This is a genomic window from Streptomyces incarnatus, from assembly GCF_001027185.1.
GTDB lineage: Bacteria > Actinomycetota > Actinomycetes > Streptomycetales > Streptomycetaceae > Streptomyces > Streptomyces puniciscabiei.
On the sequence record NZ_CP011497.1, the window covers coordinates 4,267,680 to 4,287,633 of the forward strand.

The following is a 19,954-nucleotide window of genomic DNA, read 5'->3' on the forward strand; positions in this document are numbered from 1 at the left end:
GCACCTCCTCGTGGGAGCGGCTACGGGAGGCGCGTCGGCTGTGAGGCGCCTCACCAACCGATTGTTCGGTCGTCGGCACATTTTGGCTACAGGCCCCTTCAGGCTGTGGACAAACGGTTCTCCACAGCCTGGAATGAACGCAGGACGTCCACGGCGAGGGAGCGGGGGGCAATGGCAGCTGAACAAATGGCCGACGGACCGCAGGACAGCCCCGCGCTCCCGGCCGCGCGCCCGCTGGACGGCGCCGCGCTGCCGCCGCCGCGTCCGCTCGACGCCATCGATCAGGACATCCTGAAGATTCTCCAGGCGGACGGCCGCGCCTCGATACGGTCCGTCGCCGAGCGCGTCCACGTCTCGCGCGCCAACGCCTACGCGCGCATCAACCGCCTGGTCGAGGACGGGGTGATCCGGGGCTTCGGCGCGCGCGTGGACCACGAGCGGGCGGGGCACGGCACCTCGGCGTACGTCACGCTGAAGATCGTCCAGAACAGCTGGCGGACGGTACGCGAGCAGCTCAGGCAGCTGCCCGGCGCTTCCCACATCGCGCTGGTGGGCGGCGACTTCGATGTGCTGCTGCTGGTGCACACCCCCGACAACCGGGCGCTGCGCGAGCTGGTGCTCACCCGGCTCCAGGCGATCCCCGAGGTGCTCAGCACCCGCACGCTGCTGGTGTTCGAGGAGGAGGACCTGGAGCCGGAGGCGTGAGGGACGGGGTGTGCCGGAGGTGTGAAGAACGGGGCGTGCCGGGGCGCGAGGAACGGGATGCGCCGGAGGCGTGGGCTAGGCGGCCTTGCGCAGGCCCGCGAAGACCAGCTGGACCACCGCGTCGGCGACCTCGCGTTCGCCGGCGCCCCGCGGGTCCGGCCGGTACCACTCCACGATCGAGTTGATCATTCCGAAGACCAGCCGGGTGGCCAGCCGGACCTCGACGTCACCGCGTACGTCCCCGTCGGCCGCCGCGGCCTTCAGCAGTTCCGCGACCCGGTGGTCGAAGTCGCGCCGCCGTTCCAGCGCCCACCGCTCGGTGGCGGTGTTGCCGCGCACCCGCAGCAGCAGCGTCACGTACGGCAGCTCGCCCATGAGCACCTCGACCATGCGCCGTACGACGTGTTCCAGCCGGTCGACGGGCCGCCCCACGCGCGCGTGCTCCTCGTCCAGGATGGCGAACAGGCCGTCCAGGGCGCGGCTGACGGCCCGGCGCAGCAGCTCCTCCTTGCCGCTGACGTGGTGGTAGATCGACGACTTGGAGATGCCGGCCGCCTTGGACAGGTGCTCCATGGAGGTGCCGTCGTAGCCGCGCTCGTTGAACACCTGGACGGCCACGGAGAGCAGCGTCTCGGGCGTGTAGGTGTCGCGCTTGGCCGTCGTCATGACGTCCCCTCCCGCTTGTCGTCGATGGCGTACGCGTGGCGGTAGAGCGCGAGGGAGGGCGCGTAGCGTCCGGAGGGGTCGCGCTCGTGCATCTCGTCCAGGACGTCGAAGGCGAACTCGCGGCCGAGCCTGCGGTCCCACTCGAAGGGGCCGAGGGGGTAGTTCACCCCGAGGCGCATGGCCGTGTCGATGTCCTCCTGGGTGGCGACGCCCTTGGCGACGGCGTCGTGGGCCAGGTCGATGATCCGCGCGACCGTGCGCGCGACGATCATGCCGGGGACGTCGCCGATGACGCTGACGTCCTTGCCGAGGGCCTGGAAGAGGCCGGTGGCCTCGGCGAGGGTCCGCGGCGAGGTGTCCTGGGAGGTGGACAGGGCGATGCGGGTGGCGGCGCGGTAGTCGAGGGCGAGGTCGAAGTAGACGACGTCGCGGAACTCGACGGACGTCTGCCCGTCGGCGAGCACCAGCTGGCCGCCGCTGGGCAGCACCAGGCGGGTGCCGTTGTCCTCGTCCTCCTCGCGGACCTGGATGCCCGCCTCGCGGATCAGGGTGAGCAGCTCGGCGGCGGGGCCGAGGCGGCCCTCGGCGACGACGTGGGCGGGCGGCTGTTCCTTGTCGGCGGTGTGCGGCTCGGGGCCCTCGGCGCCCTCGGTGTGGTCGTACCAGCCGTGGCCGGTCTTGCGGCCGAGCCGACCGGACTCCACCAGCCGGCGCTGGGCGAGGGACGGGGTGAAGCGCACGTCCTGGAAGAAGGACTGCCACACGGAGTGGGTGACGGACTCGTTGACGTCCTGCCCGATCAGGTCGGTCAGCTCGAAGGCGCCCATCCTGAAGCCGCCGGACTCCCGCAGGACCGCGTCGATGGTGGCCGGGTCGGCGGCCTGGGCCTCGTAGACGGCGAAGGCCTCGGCGTAGAACGGCCGGGCGATCCGGTTGACGATGAAACCCGGGGTGTCGGCGCAGGCCACCGGGGTCTTGCCCCAGGCGCGGGCGGTCTCGTACGCGCGCGTGGCCGACGTGACGTCGGTGGCGAACCCGGAGACGACCTCGACCAGCGGCATGAGCGGTGCCGGGTTGAAGAAGTGCAGGCCCACGAAGCGGCCGGGCCGGCGCAGGGCACCGCCGATGGCCGTCACCGACAGCGAGGAGGTGTTGGTGGCGAGCAGGCAGTCCTCGGCGACGATGTCCTCCAGCTCGCGGAAGAGCTGCTGTTTGACGTCCAGCCGTTCCAGGACGGCCTCGACGACCAGTGTGCAGTCGGCCAGCTCCGGGAGCTGCTCCGCGGGCTCGAGGCGGGCGCGGGCCGCGTCCCGGTCGGTGGCGGCGAGCCTGCCCTTCTCCACGAGCCGGTCGAGGCGGGCGCCGATCGCCGCTGCCGCGTCCCGGGCCCGCCCGGCGGCGGCGTCGTACAGCCGCACGGGGTGGCCGGCGACCAGTGCGACCTGGGCGATGCCCTGGCCCATGGTGCCGGTGCCGACGACGGCCACAGGGCTGCTGAGGTCGAGTGCTGTCATGTGCGCGATCCTCCCGCACGGCGTTTTCCACAGATGCGGCAGGCCCCCTTGTCCCGACCGATCGTTCGGTTACTCTAGCTCTGACTGCCCGTTCCTGCCCATGTTTCTGCCCAGGTCATGGACTCGACGAAGAGTCCTGAAACGAGGAGTTGGTCCCGCATGGCCGCCGAACTGACCGCTCATGAGCTGATCGCCAAGCACCGGCCGACGCTCGACCAGGCGCTGGAAGCGATCCGCACGCGCGCGTACTGGTCACCGCACCCCGAGCACCCGAAGGCCTACGGCGAGAACGGCAGCCTGGACGCGGCGGCGGGCAAGGCCGCCTTCGACGCCCTGCTGAACACCCGCCTCGACCTCGGCCAGCCCGGCACCGACGACTGGGTGGGCGGCGAGGTCTCTCCGTACGGCATCGAGCTGGGCATCAGTTACCCGCACGCGGACGTCGACGTGCTGCTCCCGGCGATGAGGGCCGGGCAGCGGGCCTGGCGGGACGCGGGCGCGGAGACCCGGGCACTGGTCTGTGTGGAGATCCTCAAGCGGATCAGCGACCGGACGCACGAGTTCGCTCACGCCGTCATGCACACCAGCGGCCAGGCCTTCATGATGGCGTTCCAGGCCGGCGGCCCGCACGCCCAGGACCGCGGCCTGGAGGCGGTGGCGTACGCGTACGCGGAGCAGGTCCGCACGCCCGGGACGGCCGAGTGGACCAAGCCGCAGGGCAAGCGTGACCCGCTGGCTCTCAGCAAGCAGTTCACGCCGGTCCCGCGCGGCCTCGCCCTGCTCATCGGCTGCAACACCTTCCCGACGTGGAACGGCTATCCGGGCCTGTTCGCCTCCCTTGCCACGGGCAACGCGGTCCTGGTCAAGCCCCACCCGCGCGCGGTACTGCCGCTCGCGCTCACCGTGCAGGTCGCGCGCCAGGTGCTCACCGAGACGGGCTTCGACCCGAACCTGGTGGCGCTGGCCGCCGAGCGCCCCGGCGAGGGCATCGCCAAGACCCTCGCCACCCGCCCCGAGGTCCGGATCATCGACTACACCGGGTCGACGTCCTTCGGTGACTGGCTGGAGGCCAACGCCCGCCAGGCGCAGGTCTACACCGAGAAGGCCGGCGTCAACACGGTGATCGTGCACTCCACCGGCAATTACAAGGGCATGCTGTCCAACCTGGCGTTCTCGCTGTCGCTGTACAGCGGCCAGATGTGCACCACCCCGCAGAACCTGCTCATCCCCCGGGACGGCATCCGCACCGAGGAGGGCCCCAAGACCTTCGACGAGGTCACCGCCGACCTCGCCCGCGCGGTCGACGGCCTGCTCGGCGACGACGCCCGCGCGAACGCCCTGCTGGGCGCGATCGTCAACCCGGACGTCAAGGCCCGCCTGGAGGCCGCTGCAGGCCTCGGCGAAGTGGCCCTCGCCTCCCGTGAGATCAGCAACCCGGAGTTCCCGGGCGCGGTCGTGCGCACCCCGGTCATCGTCAAGCTGGACGGCGCCAAGCCGGACGACGAGGCCGCCTACATGAGCGAGTGCTTCGGTCCGGTCTCCTTCGCGGTGGCGGTCGACTCGGTGCACGACGCGGTGGAGTTGCTGCGCCGCACGGTCCGCGAGAAGGGCGCGATGACGGTCGGTGCCTACACCACCGACAGCGAGGTGGAGCGGTCGATCGAGGAGGTGTGCCTGGAGGAGGCCGCCCAGCTGTCGCTCAACCTGACCGGCGGGGTGTATGTGAACCAGACCGCCGCGTTCTCCGACTTCCACGGCTCGGGCGGCAACCCGGCGGCGAACGCCGCGCTGTGCGACGGGGCGTTCGTCGCCAACCGGTTCCGGGTGGTCGAGGTGCGCCGGGAGGCCTAGGAAGCGCCGGGTCCGCCCCCGGTGGCGCTCCAGTGGTACAGCGTCATCGCCACGCTGGTGGCGAGGTTGTAGCTGGAGACCTGGGGGCGCATCGGCAGGGACAGCAGATGGTCGGCACGCGCGCGCAGCCGCGCCGACAGACCGCTGCGCTCGGAGCCGAAGGCGAGGACGGCGTCGTCCGGGAGCTTCACGCCCCGGATGTCGTCGCCCTCGGGGTCCAGCGCGAACAGCGGCCCCGCGGGAAGCTCCTCGACTCCAAGCCGCTCCACGGCCGTCGCGAAGTGCAGCCCGGCGCCGCCGCGCACCACCGTGGGATGCCAGGGGTCGAGGGTGCCCGTGGTGACCACGCCGGTCGCCCCGAAACCGGCGGCCAGCCGGATCACGGCACCGGCGTTGCCCAGGTTGCGCGGGTTGTCCAGGACCACGACGGGCGCGGTGCGCGGCGTGTGCGCGAGCCTGCGCAGGTTGGCCTCGCGGGACGGCCGTACGGCGAGCGCGGCCACGCCGGTCGGGTGGGGCCGCGGGACCAGCGAGGCGTACGTCTGCGCGGACACCTGGGTGAGCAGCGCCTCCAGCGCGTCCCGTACGTCCCCGGCCAGTTCCCCCGCGAGGGCGAGCACGGCACCCCGGTCGGTGGTGACCGCCACGGGGACCTCGGCGCCGAAGCGCAGCGCGTGCTTGAGGGCGTGGAAGCCGTCGAGCAGCACGGCACCGTCGGCGTGCTCGCGCCAGCGGGTCAGCGCATCAGTCATGCGGTGAAGCCTCCCCCACCCCGGCTGCGCTCGCACGGGGGGACCCCCATCGGCCCCGCGCACTTTCCTCGGAGCGCTCCTCGGGCGAACGGGGCGCGGGCACCGTACGGGCGGCCTCATGCCGGACGAGCGGCCCACGCGCGCGTGCGGCCAGCGCACCTAGCCGGCGCAGGAACGACGTCGGCAGGAAGACCGCGTCCGCGGTGATCATCGCCAGCGAGAAGAACGGCAGACCGAGCACGACCGCGATGACCGCGTGCTCGGTCATCATCAGCACCAGCAGGACGTTCTTGACCCGCCGGTTGAACAGGGTGAACGGGAAGGCGACCTGCACCATGACCGTGCCGTAGGCGACGGCCATCATGATCGTCCCACTGGAGGACATCAGGTCGGCGAGCCCGGGCCAGGGAGAGAAGTAGTCCAGGTGGAGCGGGTAGTAGACGGCGGTGCCGTCCTGCCAGCGCGAGCCCTGGATCTTGTACCAGCCGGCCGTCGCGTAGATCAGGCAGGCCTCCGCCATGATCACGAACAGGGCGCCGTTGTGCAGGACGTTGGCGACGACGTCCAGCAGGATCCGCGGCTGCTGCGACGTCGCCCAGCGGCCGACGGCCCACCACAGGCCGAGCGTCACCCAGGCCGTCCACAGCAGCGCGGGGATCAGCCAGCCGTTGTCGAACCGGCCGGTGAACGTCGCCATGAGCAGCGCCAGACCGGACACCGCCCACAGGGCCGGGCCCACCCGGTCGGCCGGGCCCCGCTCGCCACGCGCGCGTGCCGCCTGCGCGCGCGCAGCCCGGCGCGCGTCCAGTGACCACACCTGTCCGCAGCGCGTGAAGACGAGGTAGAAGGACATCAGGTGCAGCACGTTGTCGCCGCCGTCGCCCACGAAGACGCTGCGGTTCTGCAGCGACAGCACGCCCACCATGAACAGGACGGACGCCGTCCGGGTGCGCCAGCCGAGCAGCAGCGCCGCGCTGGACAGGATCGCCAGCAGGTAGAAGCACTCGAACCACAGCTGCCCGCCGGACCACAGCAGGGCCGTGAAGGCGTGGTTGTCGGCGGTCAGCTCCTTGGCGAGGTTCCAGCCCCAGGGGCCGGCCGGGCCGTACAGCTCCTGGCGGTGCGGGAACTCGCGCAGCAGGAACAGCAACCAGGTCCCGGCGAACCCGATGCGGATCACGGCGCTCTGGTACGGCCCGAGAGCCGACTCGGTGACCTTGGCGATACCGCGCGAGAGAGTCAGGGAGAGCCTGTTCACCGCACACCTCCCGCTGCCTCGTCCGCCGTCACGGTCCACCAGGGCAGCACGCGGTAGACGGGCTGGTCGGACACGCGCTCACGGCTCCACTCGGGCGGCTGCACATTGGTGGTGCAGGACCGGATCTGCACGCGCTGTATGACGCCCTCGCGGTCGGCGGGATAGGTCCGGTACAGGCGCATGACCACGATCCGGCGCAGGTACTGCTCGGAGAGGGAGCCGCGCATGCCCACCGGGCGGTTGTCGGCGCTGTGCGTGGCGGTGAAGAAGTCCCAGGAGCGGCGCAGCTCGTTCTGCTGCGTGTGGCTCGGCACCAGGTTGCCGTCGATCGCGTCGCCGTCCTGGGCGGAGAGGTCGGTCCACCCGGTGGTGCGCAGTCCGCCGTCCTTCACCCGCACCACGGCGCGGACCTGGACGGCGATGTTCTGCTGCAGCGGGTTGGGCGCGAACAGCTTCCAGTTCTGCTCGAACTCCGGGAAGACCCAGTCCTCGACGGCCTTGCCGTGCTGCTTGGTCACCGTGTTCGCGGGGGCGAGGCTGAGGAACACCATCAGCAGATGCACACAGGCGGCGACACCGACGACTGCGAGCGCCAGCGCCGCGGCGACCTGGTAGCGGGGGGAGAGGGCGGCCACACCGGTACGGGGTACGGGGGGCGGAACGGGGGCGCCGGCTGTGGAGGCCATGGGATCCGCACCGGGGGCGGCAGCCGCCCCCGCCCGGGAATCCGCGCCGGCCGAAGCCTCCGCCCGGGAAGTGCCGGCCGAAGACTCCGCGCCCTTGGCCCGGAGGCCACCACCGGCCGAAGGCCCCATGTCAGCCCGGGAAGCTATGTTGGCCGAGGAGTCCCCGTCGGTCGGGGAGTCCTCCGGACGCGCTCGGGCCGACCCGCCGGGGTCGGGTCGGGCCCCCGGGTCCTCGTCGTACGCGTCCATTCCGTCCCGTCCCCCGTCTCGGCTCAGTCGTTCGTTCAGTGGTCCAGCCCAGTGATGCGGTGCCCGCCACGAGCGCCCCACCGTTCACTACGCCACTCCACGGCGTCAGCACGGAACGGTACTCAGCCCCGGCCGCCGGGCGCAGCCCCGGGTACGCGCCACGGCCGTGGTCCTCGCCACGGTACGGCCGGCCACCCCGCCCCGGCCGCCCTCCGCACGTTGTCCACAGGCCGCGCGCAGGAGTTTTCCACAGCGGTTGACACCCCACGGCGGCCCAGCACACCATTGATGCGCACGGACCGAACGATCGGTCGGGACAGCCCCACCGCAGAGCCCGAGGTCAGGGGGACCGCATGGCCACAGCAGCCGCGCAGCGCACGGCCCGCACCGAGGCGGACGGCGCACCGGACACCGCCGACACGGCGGCCTTCCAGCACGCCTTCGACGCGGCCGTGGCCGCCGACGAACGCATCGAACCCCGCGACTGGATGCCCGACGCCTACCGCGCCACCCTGGTCCGGCAGATCGCCCAGCACGCGCACTCCGAGATCATCGGCATGCAGCCGGAGGCCAACTGGATCACCCGCGCGCCCTCCCTGCGCCGCAAGGCGATCCTCACGGCCAAGGTCCAGGACGAAGCCGGCCACGGCCTGTACCTGTACAGCGCGGCCGAGACCCTCGGCACCAGCCGTGACGAACTGCTCGACAAACTCCACAGCGGCCGCCAGAAGTACTCCTCGATCTTCAACTACCCGACCCTGACCTGGGCCGACGTCGGCGCGATCGGCTGGCTCGTGGACGGCGCCGCGATCACCAACCAGGTCCCGCTGTGCCGCTGCTCCTACGGCCCCTACGCCCGCGCGATGGTGCGGATCTGCAAAGAGGAGTCCTTCCACCAGCGCCAGGGCTACGAGCTGCTGCTCGCCCTCAGCAAGGGAACACCGGAACAGCACGCGATGGCACAGGACGCCGTCGACCGCTGGTGGTGGCCCTCACTGATGATGTTCGGCCCGCCCGACGACGAGTCCCAGCACTCCGCACAGTCCATGGAGTGGAAGATCAAGCGCCACTCCAACGACGAGCTGCGCCAGCGCTTCGTCGACATCTGCGTCCCCCAGGCCGAATCCCTGGGCCTCACCCTCCCCGACGCCGACCTGCGGTGGAACGAGGAACGCGGACACTACGACTTCGGCCCGATCGACTGGACGGAGTTCTGGGAGGTCCTCAAGGGCAACGGCCCGTGCAACGAACAGCGGATCACCCAGCGCAGGCGCGCCCACGACGAGGGAGCGTGGGTACGGGAAGCGGCCGCCGCCTACGCGGCCAAGCACACCCGCGGCACCGGCGGCACCACCGGCCCCGGTGAGACGGCACACGAGACAGGCCACGAGACAGAAGCGGAGCGAGCATGAGCACCACCGACTGGCCCCTGTGGGAGGTCTTCGTGCGCTCCCGGCGCGGCCTCTCCCACACCCACGCCGGCAGCCTGCACGCCCCCGACGCCGAGCTGGCCCTGCGCAACGCCCGCGACCTGTACACCCGCCGCGGCGAGGGCGTGTCGATCTGGGTCGTCCCCGCCTCCGCGATCACCGCGTCCTCACCGGACGAGAAGGACCCGTTCTTCGAACCGGCCGCCGACAAGCCCTACCGGCACCCGACCTTCTACGAGATCCCGGAAGGGGTGAAGCACCTGTGACCGCCACCGGCCCCGCCACCGTCCCGGTGACCGCCGCCCTCGCCCTCGGCGACGACGCCCTGGTGCTCTCCCACCGGCTGGGGGAGTGGGCCGGACACGCCCCCGTCCTCGAGGAGGAGGTCGCCCTCGCCAACATCGCCCTCGACCTGCTCGGCCAGGCCCGCGTACTGCTGTCCATGGCCGGCGACGAGGACGAACTGGCCTACCTCCGCGAGGAGCGCTCCTTCCGCAACCTCCAGCTGGTCGAGCAGCCGAACGGCGACTTCGCCCACACCATCGCCCGCCAGCTGTACTTCTCCACCTACCAGCACCTGCTCTACGGCGAACTGGCCGCCGGTGACAGCCCGTTCGCCCCGCTCGCCGCGAAAGCAGTGAAGGAGGTCGCCTACCACCGCGACCACGCCGAGCAGTGGACCCTGCGGCTCGGCGACGGCACACAGACCAGCCACCAGCGGATGCGGCGCGCCTGCGACGCGCTGTGGCGGTACACCGGCGAACTGTTCCAGCCGGTGGAGGGACTGGACGCCGACTGGCCGGGCCTGGAGACCCGCTGGCTGGAGTCCATCCAGGACATCCTCGGCCGGGCCACGCTCCCCCTGCCCGAAGGACCCCGCACCGGCGCCTGGTCGGCCGGCGCCGGCCGGCAGGGCCTGCACACCGAACCCTTCGGGCGGATGCTCGCCGAGATGCAGCATCTGCACCGCAGCCACCCGGGGGCGACATGGTGACCGCCACCGCCCTGGAGACGGAGCTGCTGGAGCTGGCCGGCTCGGTGCCCGACCCCGAACTGCCGGTGCTCACCCTCCAGGAGCTGGGCGTGGTGCGCGCTGTCCACCTCCACGGCCCCGGCACGGTGGAGGTCGACCTGACCCCCACCTACACCGGCTGCCCCGCCATCGAGGCGATGAGCGTGGACATCGAACGGGTGCTGCGCGCCCACGGCATGCGCGAGGTCACGGTCCGCACCGTGCTCGACCCCGCCTGGACGACCGACGACATCAGCCCCGAAGGCCGACGCAAACTACGGGAGTTCGGCATCGCTCCCCCACGCGTGCGCACCGCCTCCGGCCCCGTGCCGCTGACCCTCGGCCCGACCCGCACCACCCCCGAGGCCGCGAGCCGCACCGAGGACGCGCTCACCGAGCCCGTCCGCTGCCCGCACTGCGGCTCCGCCGACACCGAGCTGCTCAGCAGGTTCTCCTCCACCGCGTGCAAGGCACTGCGCCGCTGCCTCGCCTGCCGTGAACCGTTCGACCACTTCAAGGAGTTGTGATGGCGCGCTTCCACCCGCTCCCGGTGGCCGAGGTCGACCGGATCACCGACGACTCCGTCGCCCTCACCTTCGCCGTCCCGCCCGAGCTGCGCGAGGAATACCGGCACGCACCCGGCCAGCACCTGGCGCTGCGCCGGCAGGTCGACGGCACCGAGATACGGCGCACCTACTCGATCTGCTCCCCCGCGCCCGACCCGGCCGGCGCGGGCCCCGACACCCTGCGGGTGGGCGTGCGGCTGGTGGAGGGCGGAGCCTTCTCCGCCTACGCGCTGAAGGAGATCAACGTCGGCGACGTGCTGGAGGTGATGACCCCGGCCGGCCGCTTCACCCTGGACCCGGCACCGGGGCTGTACGCGGCGGTCGTCGGCGGCAGCGGCATCACCCCGGTGCTGTCCATCGTCTCCACCCTGCTGGCCCGCGAGCCGGAGGCCCGGTTCTGCCTGATACGCAGCGACCGCACAGCGGCCTCGACGATGTTCCTGGAGGAGGTCGCCGACCTGAAGGACCGCTGTCCCGAGCGGCTTCAGCTGGTGACCGTGCTCTCTCGCGAGGAACAGCAGGCAGGTCTGCCGTCCGGCCGGCTCGACCGCGAGCGGCTCACCGGGCTGCTGCCCGCGCTGCTGCCGGTGGGCGAGGTCGCGGGCTGGTTCCTGTGCGGACCGTACGGGCTGGTGCGGGGCGCGGAGCAGGCACTGCGCGAGCTGGGCGTGGACCGCTCCCGCATCCACCAGGAGATCTTCCATGTGGACGCGGGCTCGTCCGACGCCGCCACCGTCCAGGCGCCCGCGCACAGCACGGTCACCGCCCGCCTCGACGGACGCGGCGGCACCTGGCCGGTGCGGGACGGCGAGACGCTGCTGGAGACGGTCCTGCGCAACCGCCCCGACGCGCCCTACGCCTGCAAGGGCGGCGTGTGCGGGACGTGCCGTGCCTTCCTGGTCTCCGGCGAGGTCCGCATGGACCGCAACTTCGCCCTGGAGGCGGAGGAGACGGACGCCGGCTATGTGCTGGCCTGCCAGTCGCATCCGCTGACGGAGCAGGTGGAACTGGACTTCGACCGCTGAGGTCGACGTGTGCCGACTCGGCGGGAGCCGACTGGCGAGGGGGGGAGGGGAGGGAGGGGGGAGGGGGAGGGCCCCCGGAACACCAGGACCCCACGCCATTCCCTTCTCCTAGAACTTGTTCTATCTTGACGCACCGTCAGATCACCGACCCCGTCGGAGGGACAGGCCGTGGACTTCACCTTCACCGAGGAGCAGCGGGCGGCGGCCGAGGCGGCGCGCGGGGTGTTCACCGGCGTGGTACCGGACGCGGTGCCCAGCCCGGCACTCACCACCGGTGCCGTGGCCGAGGGCTTCGACCGGGAGCTGTGGTCCCGGCTGGCCGACGCGGATCTGCTGAGCCTGCTGCTCGACGAGGCGCACGGCGGTTCCGGTCTGGACGCGATCGCGCTGTGCCTGGTGCTGCGGGAGTCGGCCAAGGTGCTCGCCCGGGTGCCGCTGCTGGAGCACAGCGCGGCGGTGGCGGCCGTACAGGCCTATGGCGGCGCGGAGTTGACGGAGCGGGTGCTCGCTCGGGCCGGTCGGGGCGAGCTGGTGCTGACCGTCGCGGCGAACGGCCGTACCGGGCACGACCCGGCCGAACTGGCCGTCGCCGCACGGCGGGACGGTCCGGTCTGGGTTCTGGACGGGGTGCAGACGGCGGTGCCGTGGGCGTACGACGCGGACCTCGTCGTCGTGCCGGCGCACCTCGAGGGCACGGGCGCCGAGCGGACCGTGCTCGCGCTGGTGCCGCGCGAGCAGGACGGGGTGGCGCTCGCCGAGCAGGTGTCCACCAGCGGGGAGCGGCTGGCCGAGCTGCGGCTCACGTCCGTGCGGATCGCCGCGGGCGACGTCATCGAGACCGACGGCGCCTGGGAGTGGCTGCACGCGCTGCTCGCCACCGGCATCTGCGCGCTGGCGCTCGGGCTGGGCGAGCGGGTGCTGACGATGACCGCCGACTACGCCGGGAAACGGGAGCAGTTCGGGTATCCGATCGCGACCTTCCAGGCGGTCGCCGTGCAGGCGGCGGACCGGTACATCGATCTGCGCGCCATGGAGGCCACCCTCTGGCAGGCGGCCTGGCGGATCGCCTCAGGGGCGCCGGGGGCGCTGCCCGCAGCCGGGGATGTCGCGGTGGCGAAGATCTGGGCGGCGGAGGGGGTGCGCCGGGTGGTGCAGACGGCGCAGCATCTGCACGGCGGGTTCGGCGCCGACACCGATTACCCGCTGCACCGCTATCACGCCTGGGCCAAGCACCTGGAGCTGGCGCTCGGCCCGGCGGCGGCATACGAGGAGAGGCTCGGGGATCTGCTGGCCGCCCATCCGCTGGGCTGACCGCGCGCACCGGAGCAGCAGGGGAGCGCGTTACAGGACGAAGCCGGTCCGGCCGTCGTCGGTGATCACCGGGCGGCCCGCGGCCTGCCAGACCTGCATGCCGCCGTCGACGTTCACCGCGTCGATGCCCTGCTGGACCAGGTACATGGTGACCTGCGCCGAGCGGCCGCCGGAGCGGCAGATGACGTGGACACGGCCGTCCTGCGGTGCGGCCTCGGTCAGCTCGCCGTAGCGGGCCACGAACTCGCTGATGGGAATGTGCAGCGCTCCCTCGGCGTGGCCCGCCTGCCACTCGTCGTCCTCGCGGACGTCCAGCAGGAAGTCGCCGTCCTTGAGGTCCGTGACCTCGACCGTGGGCACACCAGCTCCGAAACTCATGCCCCCGACGCTACCCGAAGGTCCCCGCGGTCTGCCGGAACGGGCCGCGGCTCAGCCCTGCCCCAGCAGGGCCGCCAGTTCCGCCTCCCGCTGGGCGATGTCCGAGCGCAGCCGGCCGGCGATCTCCTCGAGCAGCCCGTCGGGGTCGTCCGGGGCGAGCCGGAGCATGCCGGCGATCGCGCCCTCCTCCAGTTCGCGGGCGACGAGGGTGAGCAGTTCCTTGCGCTGGGCGAGCCATTCGAGGCGGGCGTACAGCTCCTCGGCGGGGCTCGGGCGCCGCTCGGGCGGCACCGGTCCGGCCGCCCACTCCTCGGCCAGCTCCTTCAGCAGCGTCTCGTCGCCGCGGGCGTAGGCGGCGTTGACGCGGGTGAGGAATTCCTCACGCCGCTGCCGCTCCTCTTCCTCCTGCACGAGGTCGGGGTGCGCCTTGCGGGCCAGCTCGCGGTAGAGCTTGCGGGCCTCCTCGCTGGGCCGCACCCGCTCGGGGGGCCGTACGGCCTGGTCGGTCAGCATGGCGGCGGCTTCCGGGAACAGGCCGTGGCCGTCCATCCAGCCGTGCAGCAGCTCTTCCACACCGGGGATCGGCAGGACCCGGGCGCGGGCCTCCTCGGCGCGGCGGATGTCCTCCGGGTCACCGGTGCGGGCGGCCCTGGCCTCGGCGATCTCGGCGTCCAGCACCTCGATGCGGGTGTAGAGCGGGCCGAGCCGCTGTTCGTGCAGCCGGGAGAAGTTCTCGACCTCGACGCGGAACGTCTCCACGGCGATCTCGTACTCGATCAAGGCCTGCTCGGCGGCCCGTACGGCCTGCTCGAGCCGTTCCTCGGGCCGCGGCGCCTGGGACTGTTCGGCTTCCGGGGTCGTCACCCGCCCAGCGTAGCCGCTGTGCTCGGCCCGGACCGGGACGCGGTGTCCCGCCGCAGGCCGGTCCCGCCGCACCGCTGGTCCGGCCGCACAGCCAGTCCGGCCGCATAGCCAGTCCGGCCCCACAGCTGGTCCGGCCGCACAGCTGGTCCCGCCCACCGGTCCCGCCGTAGGACTACCGGGCTCTGCCTGGTGCCGGCGGGATGGCAGACCGGCTCCCTGCCATGGCGCCGGCCATGGACCCGCAAACCACCGCGGACGCCCCGCCCCGGCCCCGCCCCGGCCATGACACGACAGTCCCCACCGAGGGTTCGGCCTCACACTCCCCACTCGGCCGCGATCCGGCCCGCCCGGATCCCTGTGACCAGTTCGGCGTGGTCGGCCTCGGTGCGGTCGGCGTAGGTGACGGCGAAGGCGGCTATCGCCTCGTCCAGTTCCTCGTTCTTGCCGCAGTAGCCGGCGATCAGGCGCGGGTCGGCGCTGTGGGAGTGGGCGCGGGCCAGCAGGGCGCCGGTCATGCGGCCGTAGTCGTCGATCTGGTCGGCGGCGAGCGCGGCCGGGTCGACGCTGCCCTTGCGGTTGCGGAACTGGCGGACCTGGAAAGGTCGGCCGTCCACCGTGGTCCAGCCGAGGAGGATGTCGCTGACCACCTGCATGCGCTTCTGGCCGAGGACGACCCGGCGGCCCTCGTGCTCCACCGGCGGCGCCTCGAACCCGGCCGTGACCAGGTGCGGGACGAGTGCGGAGGGGCGGGCCTCCTTCACCTGCAGGACCAGCGGCTGCTCACGGTGGTCCAGGAGCAGCACGACGTAGGACCGGGTGCCGACGCTGCCGGTGCCGACCACCCGGAAGGCCACGTCGTGCACGGCGTGCCGGGCGAGCAGGGGGTGCCGGTCCTCGCTGAGCGTGCCGACGTACGCCTCCAGGGAGGCGGCGACCGCCGCGGCCTCGGCGTCCGGGATGCGGCGCAGGACCGGTGAGGCGTCCACGAAGCGGCGTCCGCCGTCCGCCGCCGCCTCGGTCGACTTCGCCGCGAACCGGCCGCTGGTGTTGGCGCGGGCCTTCTCCGAGACCCGCTGCAGGGTGCCGAGCAGATCGTGGGCGTCGGTGTGGGAGACCAGTTCCTCGTCCGCGATGGCGTTCCACGCGTCCAGCACCGGCAGCTTGGCGAGCAGGCGCATGGTGCGGCGGTAGGCGCCGACCGCGTCCTGCGCGGCCGCGCGGCAGGTGTCCTCGTCGGCGCCGGCCTCCCGCCCGGCGAGCACCAGCGAGGCGGCGAGCCGCTTCAGGTCCCACTCCCAGGGGCCGTGCACGGTCTCGTCGAAGTCGTTGAGGTCGATGACGAGGTCGCCGCGGTGGTCGCCGTACAGGCCGAAGTTGGCCGCGTGCGCGTCTCCGCATATCTGGGTGGCGATCCTCGTCATGGGAGTGCGGGCCAGGTCGTACGCCATGAGTCCGGCCGAGCCGCGCAGGAAGGCGAAGGGGGTCGCGGCCATCCGTCCGACGCGGATGGGGGTCAGCTCCTCCAACCGGCCGGCGTTGGACTCGATGACCGCGCTCACCGCGTCGGGGCGGGAGGCGTCCAGGTCGAGCGTGCGGTGCGCGCCGCGCGGCACGCTCGTCCGCAGCGCCTTGCCCTCCTCCTTGGGAGAGCCCTGTCGGGGCCACTGGGCGAACCCGCGCACCCACGGCACCCGGCGCGCCTTCGGGTCCGCCGCATCGGCCGGCTCCGCCGCATCGGCCGGCTCCGCCGTATCCGCCGGCTCCGCCAGGTCCGCCGCATCCGCCGCTATTTCCCGACCGGTTCCGGTCACCGCGACCGCCTCCCCCGAGCACCCTTCGGCGCGAACATCGACACGAACATCAACTCGTGCAGACCGTACAGCCGACGCGCCGAACGCGTCAGACCCTGTGGACGACTCCCTGTGGACAACCCGCGCTGCCGGCATGTGAGGAAGCTCTCGCCCATCGACCGGTGCGGACTGGCGCCCGGCACATCGCAGGCGAGCGGTAAGAACGGCAACGCACAGGGCACTCGGCAGAACGACCGTCGGCATCCGCACCGGCATCACCACCGGCTTCGGCCCAGCGCAGCAAGGAGGCCGCCGTGGACCTGAGGCAGAAGCGAGCGCCGAGGACCACACCCGCACCGGCACGGGCACCCGCACCGACGCCCGCTACGGCACCGGCACGCACTCCGGCACCCGCACCGACGCCCGCCGCGGCACCCGCACCCGATCCAGCACCAGCACCAGCACGAACTCCAGCACCGGCACCGGCACCAGCTGCTTCCCCCCGTCACCCCCACGCGCCGACCCGCGTCCGCCGCCCCGGAGGCCTCCGCCGTGCCTGAGCTGCCGGATGTCGAGGGTTTCCGCCGGGTGCTCGTGTCCTGTGCGAAGGGCAGGGCCATCCGCCGCGTCGACGTGCGCGACACGGGCGTCCTGCACGGGGTGAGCGTACGACGGCTGCGCGACGCCCTGGAGGGACGGCGGTTCACCGAGCCGGAGCGGCACGGCAAGTGGCTGCTCGCCCACACCGGCGGTCCCACGCTCCTGCTGCACTTCGGCATGACCGGACGGCTGCTCTGTGCCCGTCCCGGCGACACCGTCGAGGCCCATGACCGCGTCCTGTTCGACCTGAGTGGCGACCGTCAGCTCCGCTACCGCGACCAGCGCAAGCTCCAGGGCATCTGGCTGGCCGACGACGACTCCGGTGTCGCGCGGCTGCTGGAGCGTCAGGGTCCCGACGCGCTGGCAGTGGACGGTGCCGACTTCGAGGCCGCGCTCCGCGCCCGCCGCGGTCACCTCAAGACCGCGCTGACCGACCAGTCCGTCCTGGCCGGCCTCGGCAATCTGCTCGCCGACGAGGTCCTGTGGCGTGCCGGGCTGAACCCTCGTACCCGGGCGGGCGAGTTGACGCAGAGCGAACGCCGGCGCCTGTACACCCACATGCGGCGCACGCTGCGTTCCGCGGTCACCGCCGGCTGTGTCCCACCGCGCGCCGGGTGGCTCACCGGCCACCGCGACGACCCCGACCCGGTCTGCCCCCGCTGCCACACCCACCTGAGGCGCTCCCGGCTGGCGGGCCGGGGCACGGTGTGGTGCCCGAGGTGTCAGCCGTACGAGGCATGAGCCCGGGAAGAGTGAAGTCCCGGCTGCCCCTGGAAAGCCGGACACCCCGACCGGCCACGGCCGTCCGGCCTTCCGGCCTTCCGTGAGATAGCTCACCGGCAGACGGACGCCCCGGCTCTCTCCCCCGCCCTCCCCCGCCCTCTCCCGGCCCTTCCCCGGGCCTCCCCGTCCGTCCACAGGCTGTGCGATCCCTCACGCCCAAGACCCATGAGCACAGCCCTCACGCGCACGACCCGCAGGCGCCCAACCCCCTGCGCACAACGCGAGACGGGCCCCTGCCGTGACTTCCGTCATCGGCAGAGACCCGTCTCGTCTCTGTGCGCGAGGGGGGAGTTGAACCCCCACGCCCTTGCGGGCACTGGAACCTGAATCCAGCGCGTCTGCCTATTCCGCCACCCGCGCATTGGGTGTGTCTTCCGGTCCCGGCCCTTTCGGGCTGGCCCCTTCCGACACCCAGAACATTAGCACGTCGTACGGGGTGGGTTCACATCCCTTCCCACCGGCCCGAGCCCGCCGAGGAGCCGACGCTCAGCAGGCCCGCCAAGCCCCACCACGCCCCGCACGCCGGTGCCCCACGCCCCGCGCACCACACGTCCACGCCCCGCACGTCCGCGCCCCACGCACGCCCGCACGCCCGCCGCGCCCGACCGCCACACCCCGCCCGGCAACCACCTCCGCAGCCGCTCCCGCTCCCACACCCGCCATCGCACCCACACCCGCCATCGCCCCCGCCCGCCGCCCCGAGACCGATCCCGAGACGGAGGCCGAGACCGGAGCCCAAGACCCGAACCCGAGGCCGCCCCCTCCTACCCACCCCACCCGTCCCCCACGTATCAAGGAGACCTGCTTCACGTATCAACCTCGTACCGGTCCCCCGCATCTCCCCAGGAGGCGGACCGGGTCCACAGCCGGGTGCGGGACACTGGTCTTCGCCCGCCTCTACGATCCATGGCAGCAAGAGTGCGTACCAGGAGTTCGAAGGGGAGCCGCTGGGGGAACCGGCTGTTTGCCGGGCGCGTAGATACGATCAGTAGGCAGTACCGGCGGAACCAGCAGTACAGGCAGTACAGGCAAGGCAGCGGCCACACAAGCAGGGCAAGGCAACGGCAAGGATGGAGGAGGTGCCCCATGGGAGTCCTGAAGAAGTTCGAGCAGCGTCTCGAAGGTCTGGTGAACGGCACCTTCGCCAAGGTCTTCAAGTCCGAGGTCCAGCCCGTGGAGATCGCCGGCGCGCTCCAGCGTGAGTGCGACAACAACGCCACGATCTGGAACCGCGACCGGACGGTCGTACCGAACGACTTCATCGTGGAGCTGAGCGCGCCGGACTACGAGCGCCTCAGCCCCTACTCCGGGCAGCTCGGCGACGAGCTGGCCGGCATGGTGCGCGACTACGCCAAGCAGCAGCGCTACACCTTCATGGGCCCGATCAAGGTCAACCTGGAGAAGGCCGACGACCTGGACACCGGCCTGTACCGGGTGCGCTCGCGCACCCTGGCCTCCTCCAGCAGTCAGGCCCAGCAGGCACCGCAGGCCCCCGGCGCCCCGGCGCCCGGCCGTGCCGGGCAGGGCGCGCAGGGCGGTTACGGCTACCCGCCGGCCACGCCCGCCGGCGCGCCCCCGATGCCGTCCGCGCCGCCGCCCGGTGCCCGCCCCGGCGGCTACGGCTACCCCCAGCCCGCCACCCAGCGGCCCGCGGCCGCCCCGATGAGCGGCGGGCGCACCCGCTACTGGATCGAGATCAACGGCACCCGCCACCAGATCTCCCGCCCGACGCTGGTGCTGGGCCGCAGCACCGACGCCGACGTGCGGATCGACGACCCCGGCGTCTCCCGCCGGCACTGCGAGATCCGGACCGGAACGCCCTCGACGATCCAGGATCTCGGCTCCACCAACGGCATCGTGGTGGACGGGCAGCACACCACCCGCGCTACGCTCCGCGACGGCTCGCGGATCGTCGTGGGCAGCACCACCATCATTTACCGGCAAGCCGAAGGGTGAAGCGGGGGCAATGTCAGAGCTGACCCTCACGGTCATGCGGCTGGGTTTCCTGGCCGTACTGTGGCTGTTCGTGATCGTGGCCGTGCAGGTCATCCGGAGCGACCTGTTCGGTACGCGCGTCACCCAGCGCGGATCGCGTAGGGAGGCCGGGCGTGCCCAGCAGCCGGGCGGCCGGCAGGCGGCCCGGCAGCAGTCCGCGCCCCCGCAGCAGCGGGGCCAGCAGGGCGGCGGCGGCCGGCGTGGCCGCAACGCCCCCACCAAGCTGGTCGTGACCGAGGGCACACTGACCGGCACCACGGTCGCGCTGCAGGGCCAGACGATCACGCTGGGCCGGGCGCACGACTCCACGATCGTGCTGGACGACGACTACGCCTCCAGCCGCCATGCCAGGATCTACCCGGACCGCGACGGCCAGTGGATCGTCGAGGACCTGGGCTCCACCAACGGCACCTACCTGGACCGGTCCCGGCTGACGACCCCCACGCCGATCCCGCTGGGCGCGCCGATCCGCATCGGCAAGACCGTCATCGAGCTGCGGAAGTAGTACGACAATGAGCG

Annotated in this window: 19 protein-coding genes and 1 tRNA gene; 11 read left to right on the forward strand and 9 right to left on the reverse strand. The window is 72.4% G+C overall.

Annotated elements, in window-relative coordinates:
• Positions 1–186 precede the first annotated feature (186 nt).
• Positions 187–705 (forward strand): Lrp/AsnC family transcriptional regulator, encoded by a 519-nt coding sequence (locus ABB07_RS19065; RefSeq protein WP_208903517.1) that lies wholly within the window; start codon positions 187–189, stop codon positions 703–705.
• Positions 706–780: 75 nt separating this feature from the next.
• Here the strand turns inward: ABB07_RS19065 and ABB07_RS19070 are convergent, their stop codons facing one another.
• A complete protein-coding gene (locus ABB07_RS19070; RefSeq protein WP_208899844.1) occupies positions 781–1,371 on the reverse strand; it encodes a TetR/AcrR family transcriptional regulator in 591 nt (196 codons plus the stop codon).
• Positions 1,368–2,885, reverse strand: a complete 1,518-nt coding sequence (locus tag ABB07_RS19075; protein WP_208899845.1) for a 3-hydroxyacyl-CoA dehydrogenase — start codon at positions 2,883–2,885, stop codon at positions 1,368–1,370. The genes ABB07_RS19070 and ABB07_RS19075 overlap by 4 nt, the downstream gene beginning before the upstream one ends.
• 159 nt (positions 2,886–3,044) lie before the next feature.
• Between ABB07_RS19075 and paaN the strand changes: the two genes are divergently transcribed.
• Entirely contained in the window at positions 3,045–4,736 is a 1,692-nt protein-coding gene (gene paaN / locus ABB07_RS19080; RefSeq protein WP_208899846.1) for a phenylacetic acid degradation protein PaaN, read from the forward strand.
• Here the strand turns inward: paaN and ABB07_RS19085 are convergent.
• Genes ABB07_RS19085 through ABB07_RS19095 form a run of 3 tightly spaced genes read right to left on the reverse strand, consistent with a single transcriptional unit; the run spans position 4,733 to position 7,681 of the window.
• Entirely contained in the window at positions 4,733–5,488 is a 756-nt protein-coding gene (locus tag ABB07_RS19085) for a TrmH family RNA methyltransferase (RefSeq protein WP_208899847.1), read from the reverse strand. The genes paaN and ABB07_RS19085 overlap by 4 nt on opposite strands.
• Positions 5,481–6,746: an HTTM domain-containing protein gene (locus ABB07_RS19090; RefSeq protein ID WP_208899848.1), complete on the reverse strand. Its 1,266-nt coding sequence runs from the start codon at positions 6,744–6,746 to the stop codon at positions 5,481–5,483. The genes ABB07_RS19085 and ABB07_RS19090 overlap by 8 nt, the downstream gene beginning before the upstream one ends.
• Positions 6,743–7,681 carry a DUF5819 family protein gene (locus ABB07_RS19095; protein ID WP_208899849.1) on the reverse strand — a complete coding sequence of 313 codons (939 nt, stop codon included), beginning with the start codon at positions 7,679–7,681 and terminating at the stop codon, positions 6,743–6,745. Before ABB07_RS19095 ends, ABB07_RS19090 begins: the two co-directional genes overlap by 4 nt.
• Before the next feature lie 353 nt (positions 7,682–8,034).
• Here ABB07_RS19095 and paaA point away from each other — a divergent pair, with 353 nt between their 5' ends.
• The 6 genes from paaA to ABB07_RS19125 all read left to right on the forward strand — a co-directional run bounded on the left by paaA (position 8,035) and on the right by ABB07_RS19125 (position 13,025).
• Positions 8,035–9,093, forward strand: coding sequence for a 1,2-phenylacetyl-CoA epoxidase subunit PaaA (gene paaA / locus ABB07_RS19100; protein WP_208899850.1), 1,059 nt, complete (start codon positions 8,035–8,037; stop codon positions 9,091–9,093).
• Positions 9,090–9,377 (forward strand): 1,2-phenylacetyl-CoA epoxidase subunit PaaB, encoded by a 288-nt coding sequence (gene paaB / locus ABB07_RS19105; RefSeq protein WP_055708050.1) that lies wholly within the window; start codon positions 9,090–9,092, stop codon positions 9,375–9,377. Before paaA ends, paaB begins: the two co-directional genes overlap by 4 nt.
• Complete coding sequence (gene paaC, locus ABB07_RS19110) at positions 9,374–10,105, forward strand: 1,2-phenylacetyl-CoA epoxidase subunit PaaC (RefSeq protein ID WP_208899851.1); 732 nt, start codon at positions 9,374–9,376, stop codon at positions 10,103–10,105. Before paaB ends, paaC begins: the two co-directional genes overlap by 4 nt.
• Positions 10,099–10,650 carry a 1,2-phenylacetyl-CoA epoxidase subunit PaaD gene (gene paaD, locus ABB07_RS19115; protein WP_208899852.1) on the forward strand — a complete coding sequence of 184 codons (552 nt, stop codon included), beginning with the start codon at positions 10,099–10,101 and terminating at the stop codon, positions 10,648–10,650. The genes paaC and paaD overlap by 7 nt, the downstream gene beginning before the upstream one ends.
• The gene (locus ABB07_RS19120; protein WP_208899853.1) at positions 10,650–11,714 is read left to right on the forward strand and encodes a 2Fe-2S iron-sulfur cluster-binding protein; all 1,065 of its coding nucleotides are present in this window, start codon (positions 10,650–10,652) and stop codon (positions 11,712–11,714) included. The genes paaD and ABB07_RS19120 overlap by 1 nt, the downstream gene beginning before the upstream one ends.
• A gap of 168 nt (positions 11,715–11,882) precedes the next feature.
• Positions 11,883–13,025: an acyl-CoA dehydrogenase family protein gene (locus tag ABB07_RS19125; protein WP_208899854.1), complete on the forward strand. Its 1,143-nt coding sequence runs from the start codon at positions 11,883–11,885 to the stop codon at positions 13,023–13,025.
• 30 nt (positions 13,026–13,055) lie between these two features.
• On the opposite strand, the gene ABB07_RS19130 is transcribed toward ABB07_RS19125, so the two are convergent.
• The 3 genes from ABB07_RS19130 to ABB07_RS19140 all read right to left on the reverse strand — a co-directional run bounded on the left by ABB07_RS19130 (position 13,056) and on the right by ABB07_RS19140 (position 15,958).
• Positions 13,056–13,385, reverse strand: a complete 330-nt coding sequence (locus tag ABB07_RS19130) for a rhodanese-like domain-containing protein (RefSeq protein WP_208903518.1) — start codon at positions 13,383–13,385, stop codon at positions 13,056–13,058.
• Between the two features lie 69 nt (positions 13,386–13,454).
• Entirely contained in the window at positions 13,455–14,267 is an 813-nt protein-coding gene (locus ABB07_RS19135; protein ID WP_208899855.1) for a hypothetical protein, read from the reverse strand.
• 314 nt (positions 14,268–14,581) lie between these two features.
• Positions 14,582–15,958 carry a DUF2252 domain-containing protein gene (locus ABB07_RS19140; RefSeq protein WP_208903519.1) on the reverse strand — a complete coding sequence of 459 codons (1,377 nt, stop codon included), beginning with the start codon at positions 15,956–15,958 and terminating at the stop codon, positions 14,582–14,584.
• A 651-nt stretch (positions 15,959–16,609) separates the two neighbouring features.
• On the opposite strand from ABB07_RS19140, the gene ABB07_RS19145 reads away from it, so the two are divergent.
• On the forward strand, positions 16,610–17,398 hold the full coding sequence (locus ABB07_RS19145; RefSeq protein WP_208899856.1) for an Fpg/Nei family DNA glycosylase: 789 nt from the start codon (positions 16,610–16,612) through the stop codon (positions 17,396–17,398).
• A gap of 318 nt (positions 17,399–17,716) precedes the next feature.
• On the opposite strand, the gene ABB07_RS19150 is transcribed toward ABB07_RS19145, so the two are convergent.
• Positions 17,717–17,800 (reverse strand) — tRNA-Leu (locus ABB07_RS19150).
• Positions 17,801–18,526: 726 nt separating this feature from the next.
• Here ABB07_RS19150 and ABB07_RS19155 point away from each other — a divergent pair.
• Together ABB07_RS19155 and ABB07_RS19160 are read left to right on the forward strand one after the other, a co-directional pair.
• Positions 18,527–19,396 carry an FhaA domain-containing protein gene (locus ABB07_RS19155; RefSeq protein ID WP_208899857.1) on the forward strand — a complete coding sequence of 290 codons (870 nt, stop codon included), beginning with the start codon at positions 18,527–18,529 and terminating at the stop codon, positions 19,394–19,396.
• A gap of 10 nt (positions 19,397–19,406) precedes the next feature.
• A complete protein-coding gene (locus ABB07_RS19160) occupies positions 19,407–19,940 on the forward strand; it encodes an FHA domain-containing protein FhaB/FipA (RefSeq protein WP_208899858.1) in 534 nt (177 codons plus the stop codon).
• Positions 19,941–19,954: the final 14 nt, after the last annotated feature.

Excerpts from the sequence above, each read along its gene's own strand:
- ABB07_RS19160 (WP_208899858.1), top strand. The coding sequence starts at position 19,407 with ATGTCAGAGCTGACCCTCACGGTCATGCGGCTGGGTTTCCTGGCCGTA.
- ABB07_RS19095 (WP_208899849.1), bottom strand. The coding sequence starts at position 7,681 with ATGGACGCGTACGACGAGGACCCGGGGGCCCGACCCGACCCCGGCGGG.
- paaA (WP_208899850.1), top strand. The coding sequence starts at position 8,035 with ATGGCCACAGCAGCCGCGCAGCGCACGGCCCGCACCGAGGCGGACGGC.
- paaN (WP_208899846.1), top strand. The coding sequence starts at position 3,045 with ATGGCCGCCGAACTGACCGCTCATGAGCTGATCGCCAAGCACCGGCCG.
- paaD (WP_208899852.1), top strand. The coding sequence starts at position 10,099 with ATGGTGACCGCCACCGCCCTGGAGACGGAGCTGCTGGAGCTGGCCGGC.
- ABB07_RS19065 (WP_208903517.1), top strand. The coding sequence starts at position 187 with ATGGCCGACGGACCGCAGGACAGCCCCGCGCTCCCGGCCGCGCGCCCG.
- ABB07_RS19155 (WP_208899857.1), top strand. The coding sequence starts at position 18,527 with ATGGGAGTCCTGAAGAAGTTCGAGCAGCGTCTCGAAGGTCTGGTGAAC.
- paaB (WP_055708050.1), top strand. The coding sequence starts at position 9,090 with ATGAGCACCACCGACTGGCCCCTGTGGGAGGTCTTCGTGCGCTCCCGG.
- ABB07_RS19075 (WP_208899845.1), bottom strand. The coding sequence starts at position 2,885 with ATGACAGCACTCGACCTCAGCAGCCCTGTGGCCGTCGTCGGCACCGGC.
- ABB07_RS19120 (WP_208899853.1), top strand. The coding sequence starts at position 10,650 with ATGGCGCGCTTCCACCCGCTCCCGGTGGCCGAGGTCGACCGGATCACC.
- ABB07_RS19085 (WP_208899847.1), bottom strand. The coding sequence starts at position 5,488 with ATGACTGATGCGCTGACCCGCTGGCGCGAGCACGCCGACGGTGCCGTG.
- ABB07_RS19070 (WP_208899844.1), bottom strand. The coding sequence starts at position 1,371 with ATGACGACGGCCAAGCGCGACACCTACACGCCCGAGACGCTGCTCTCC.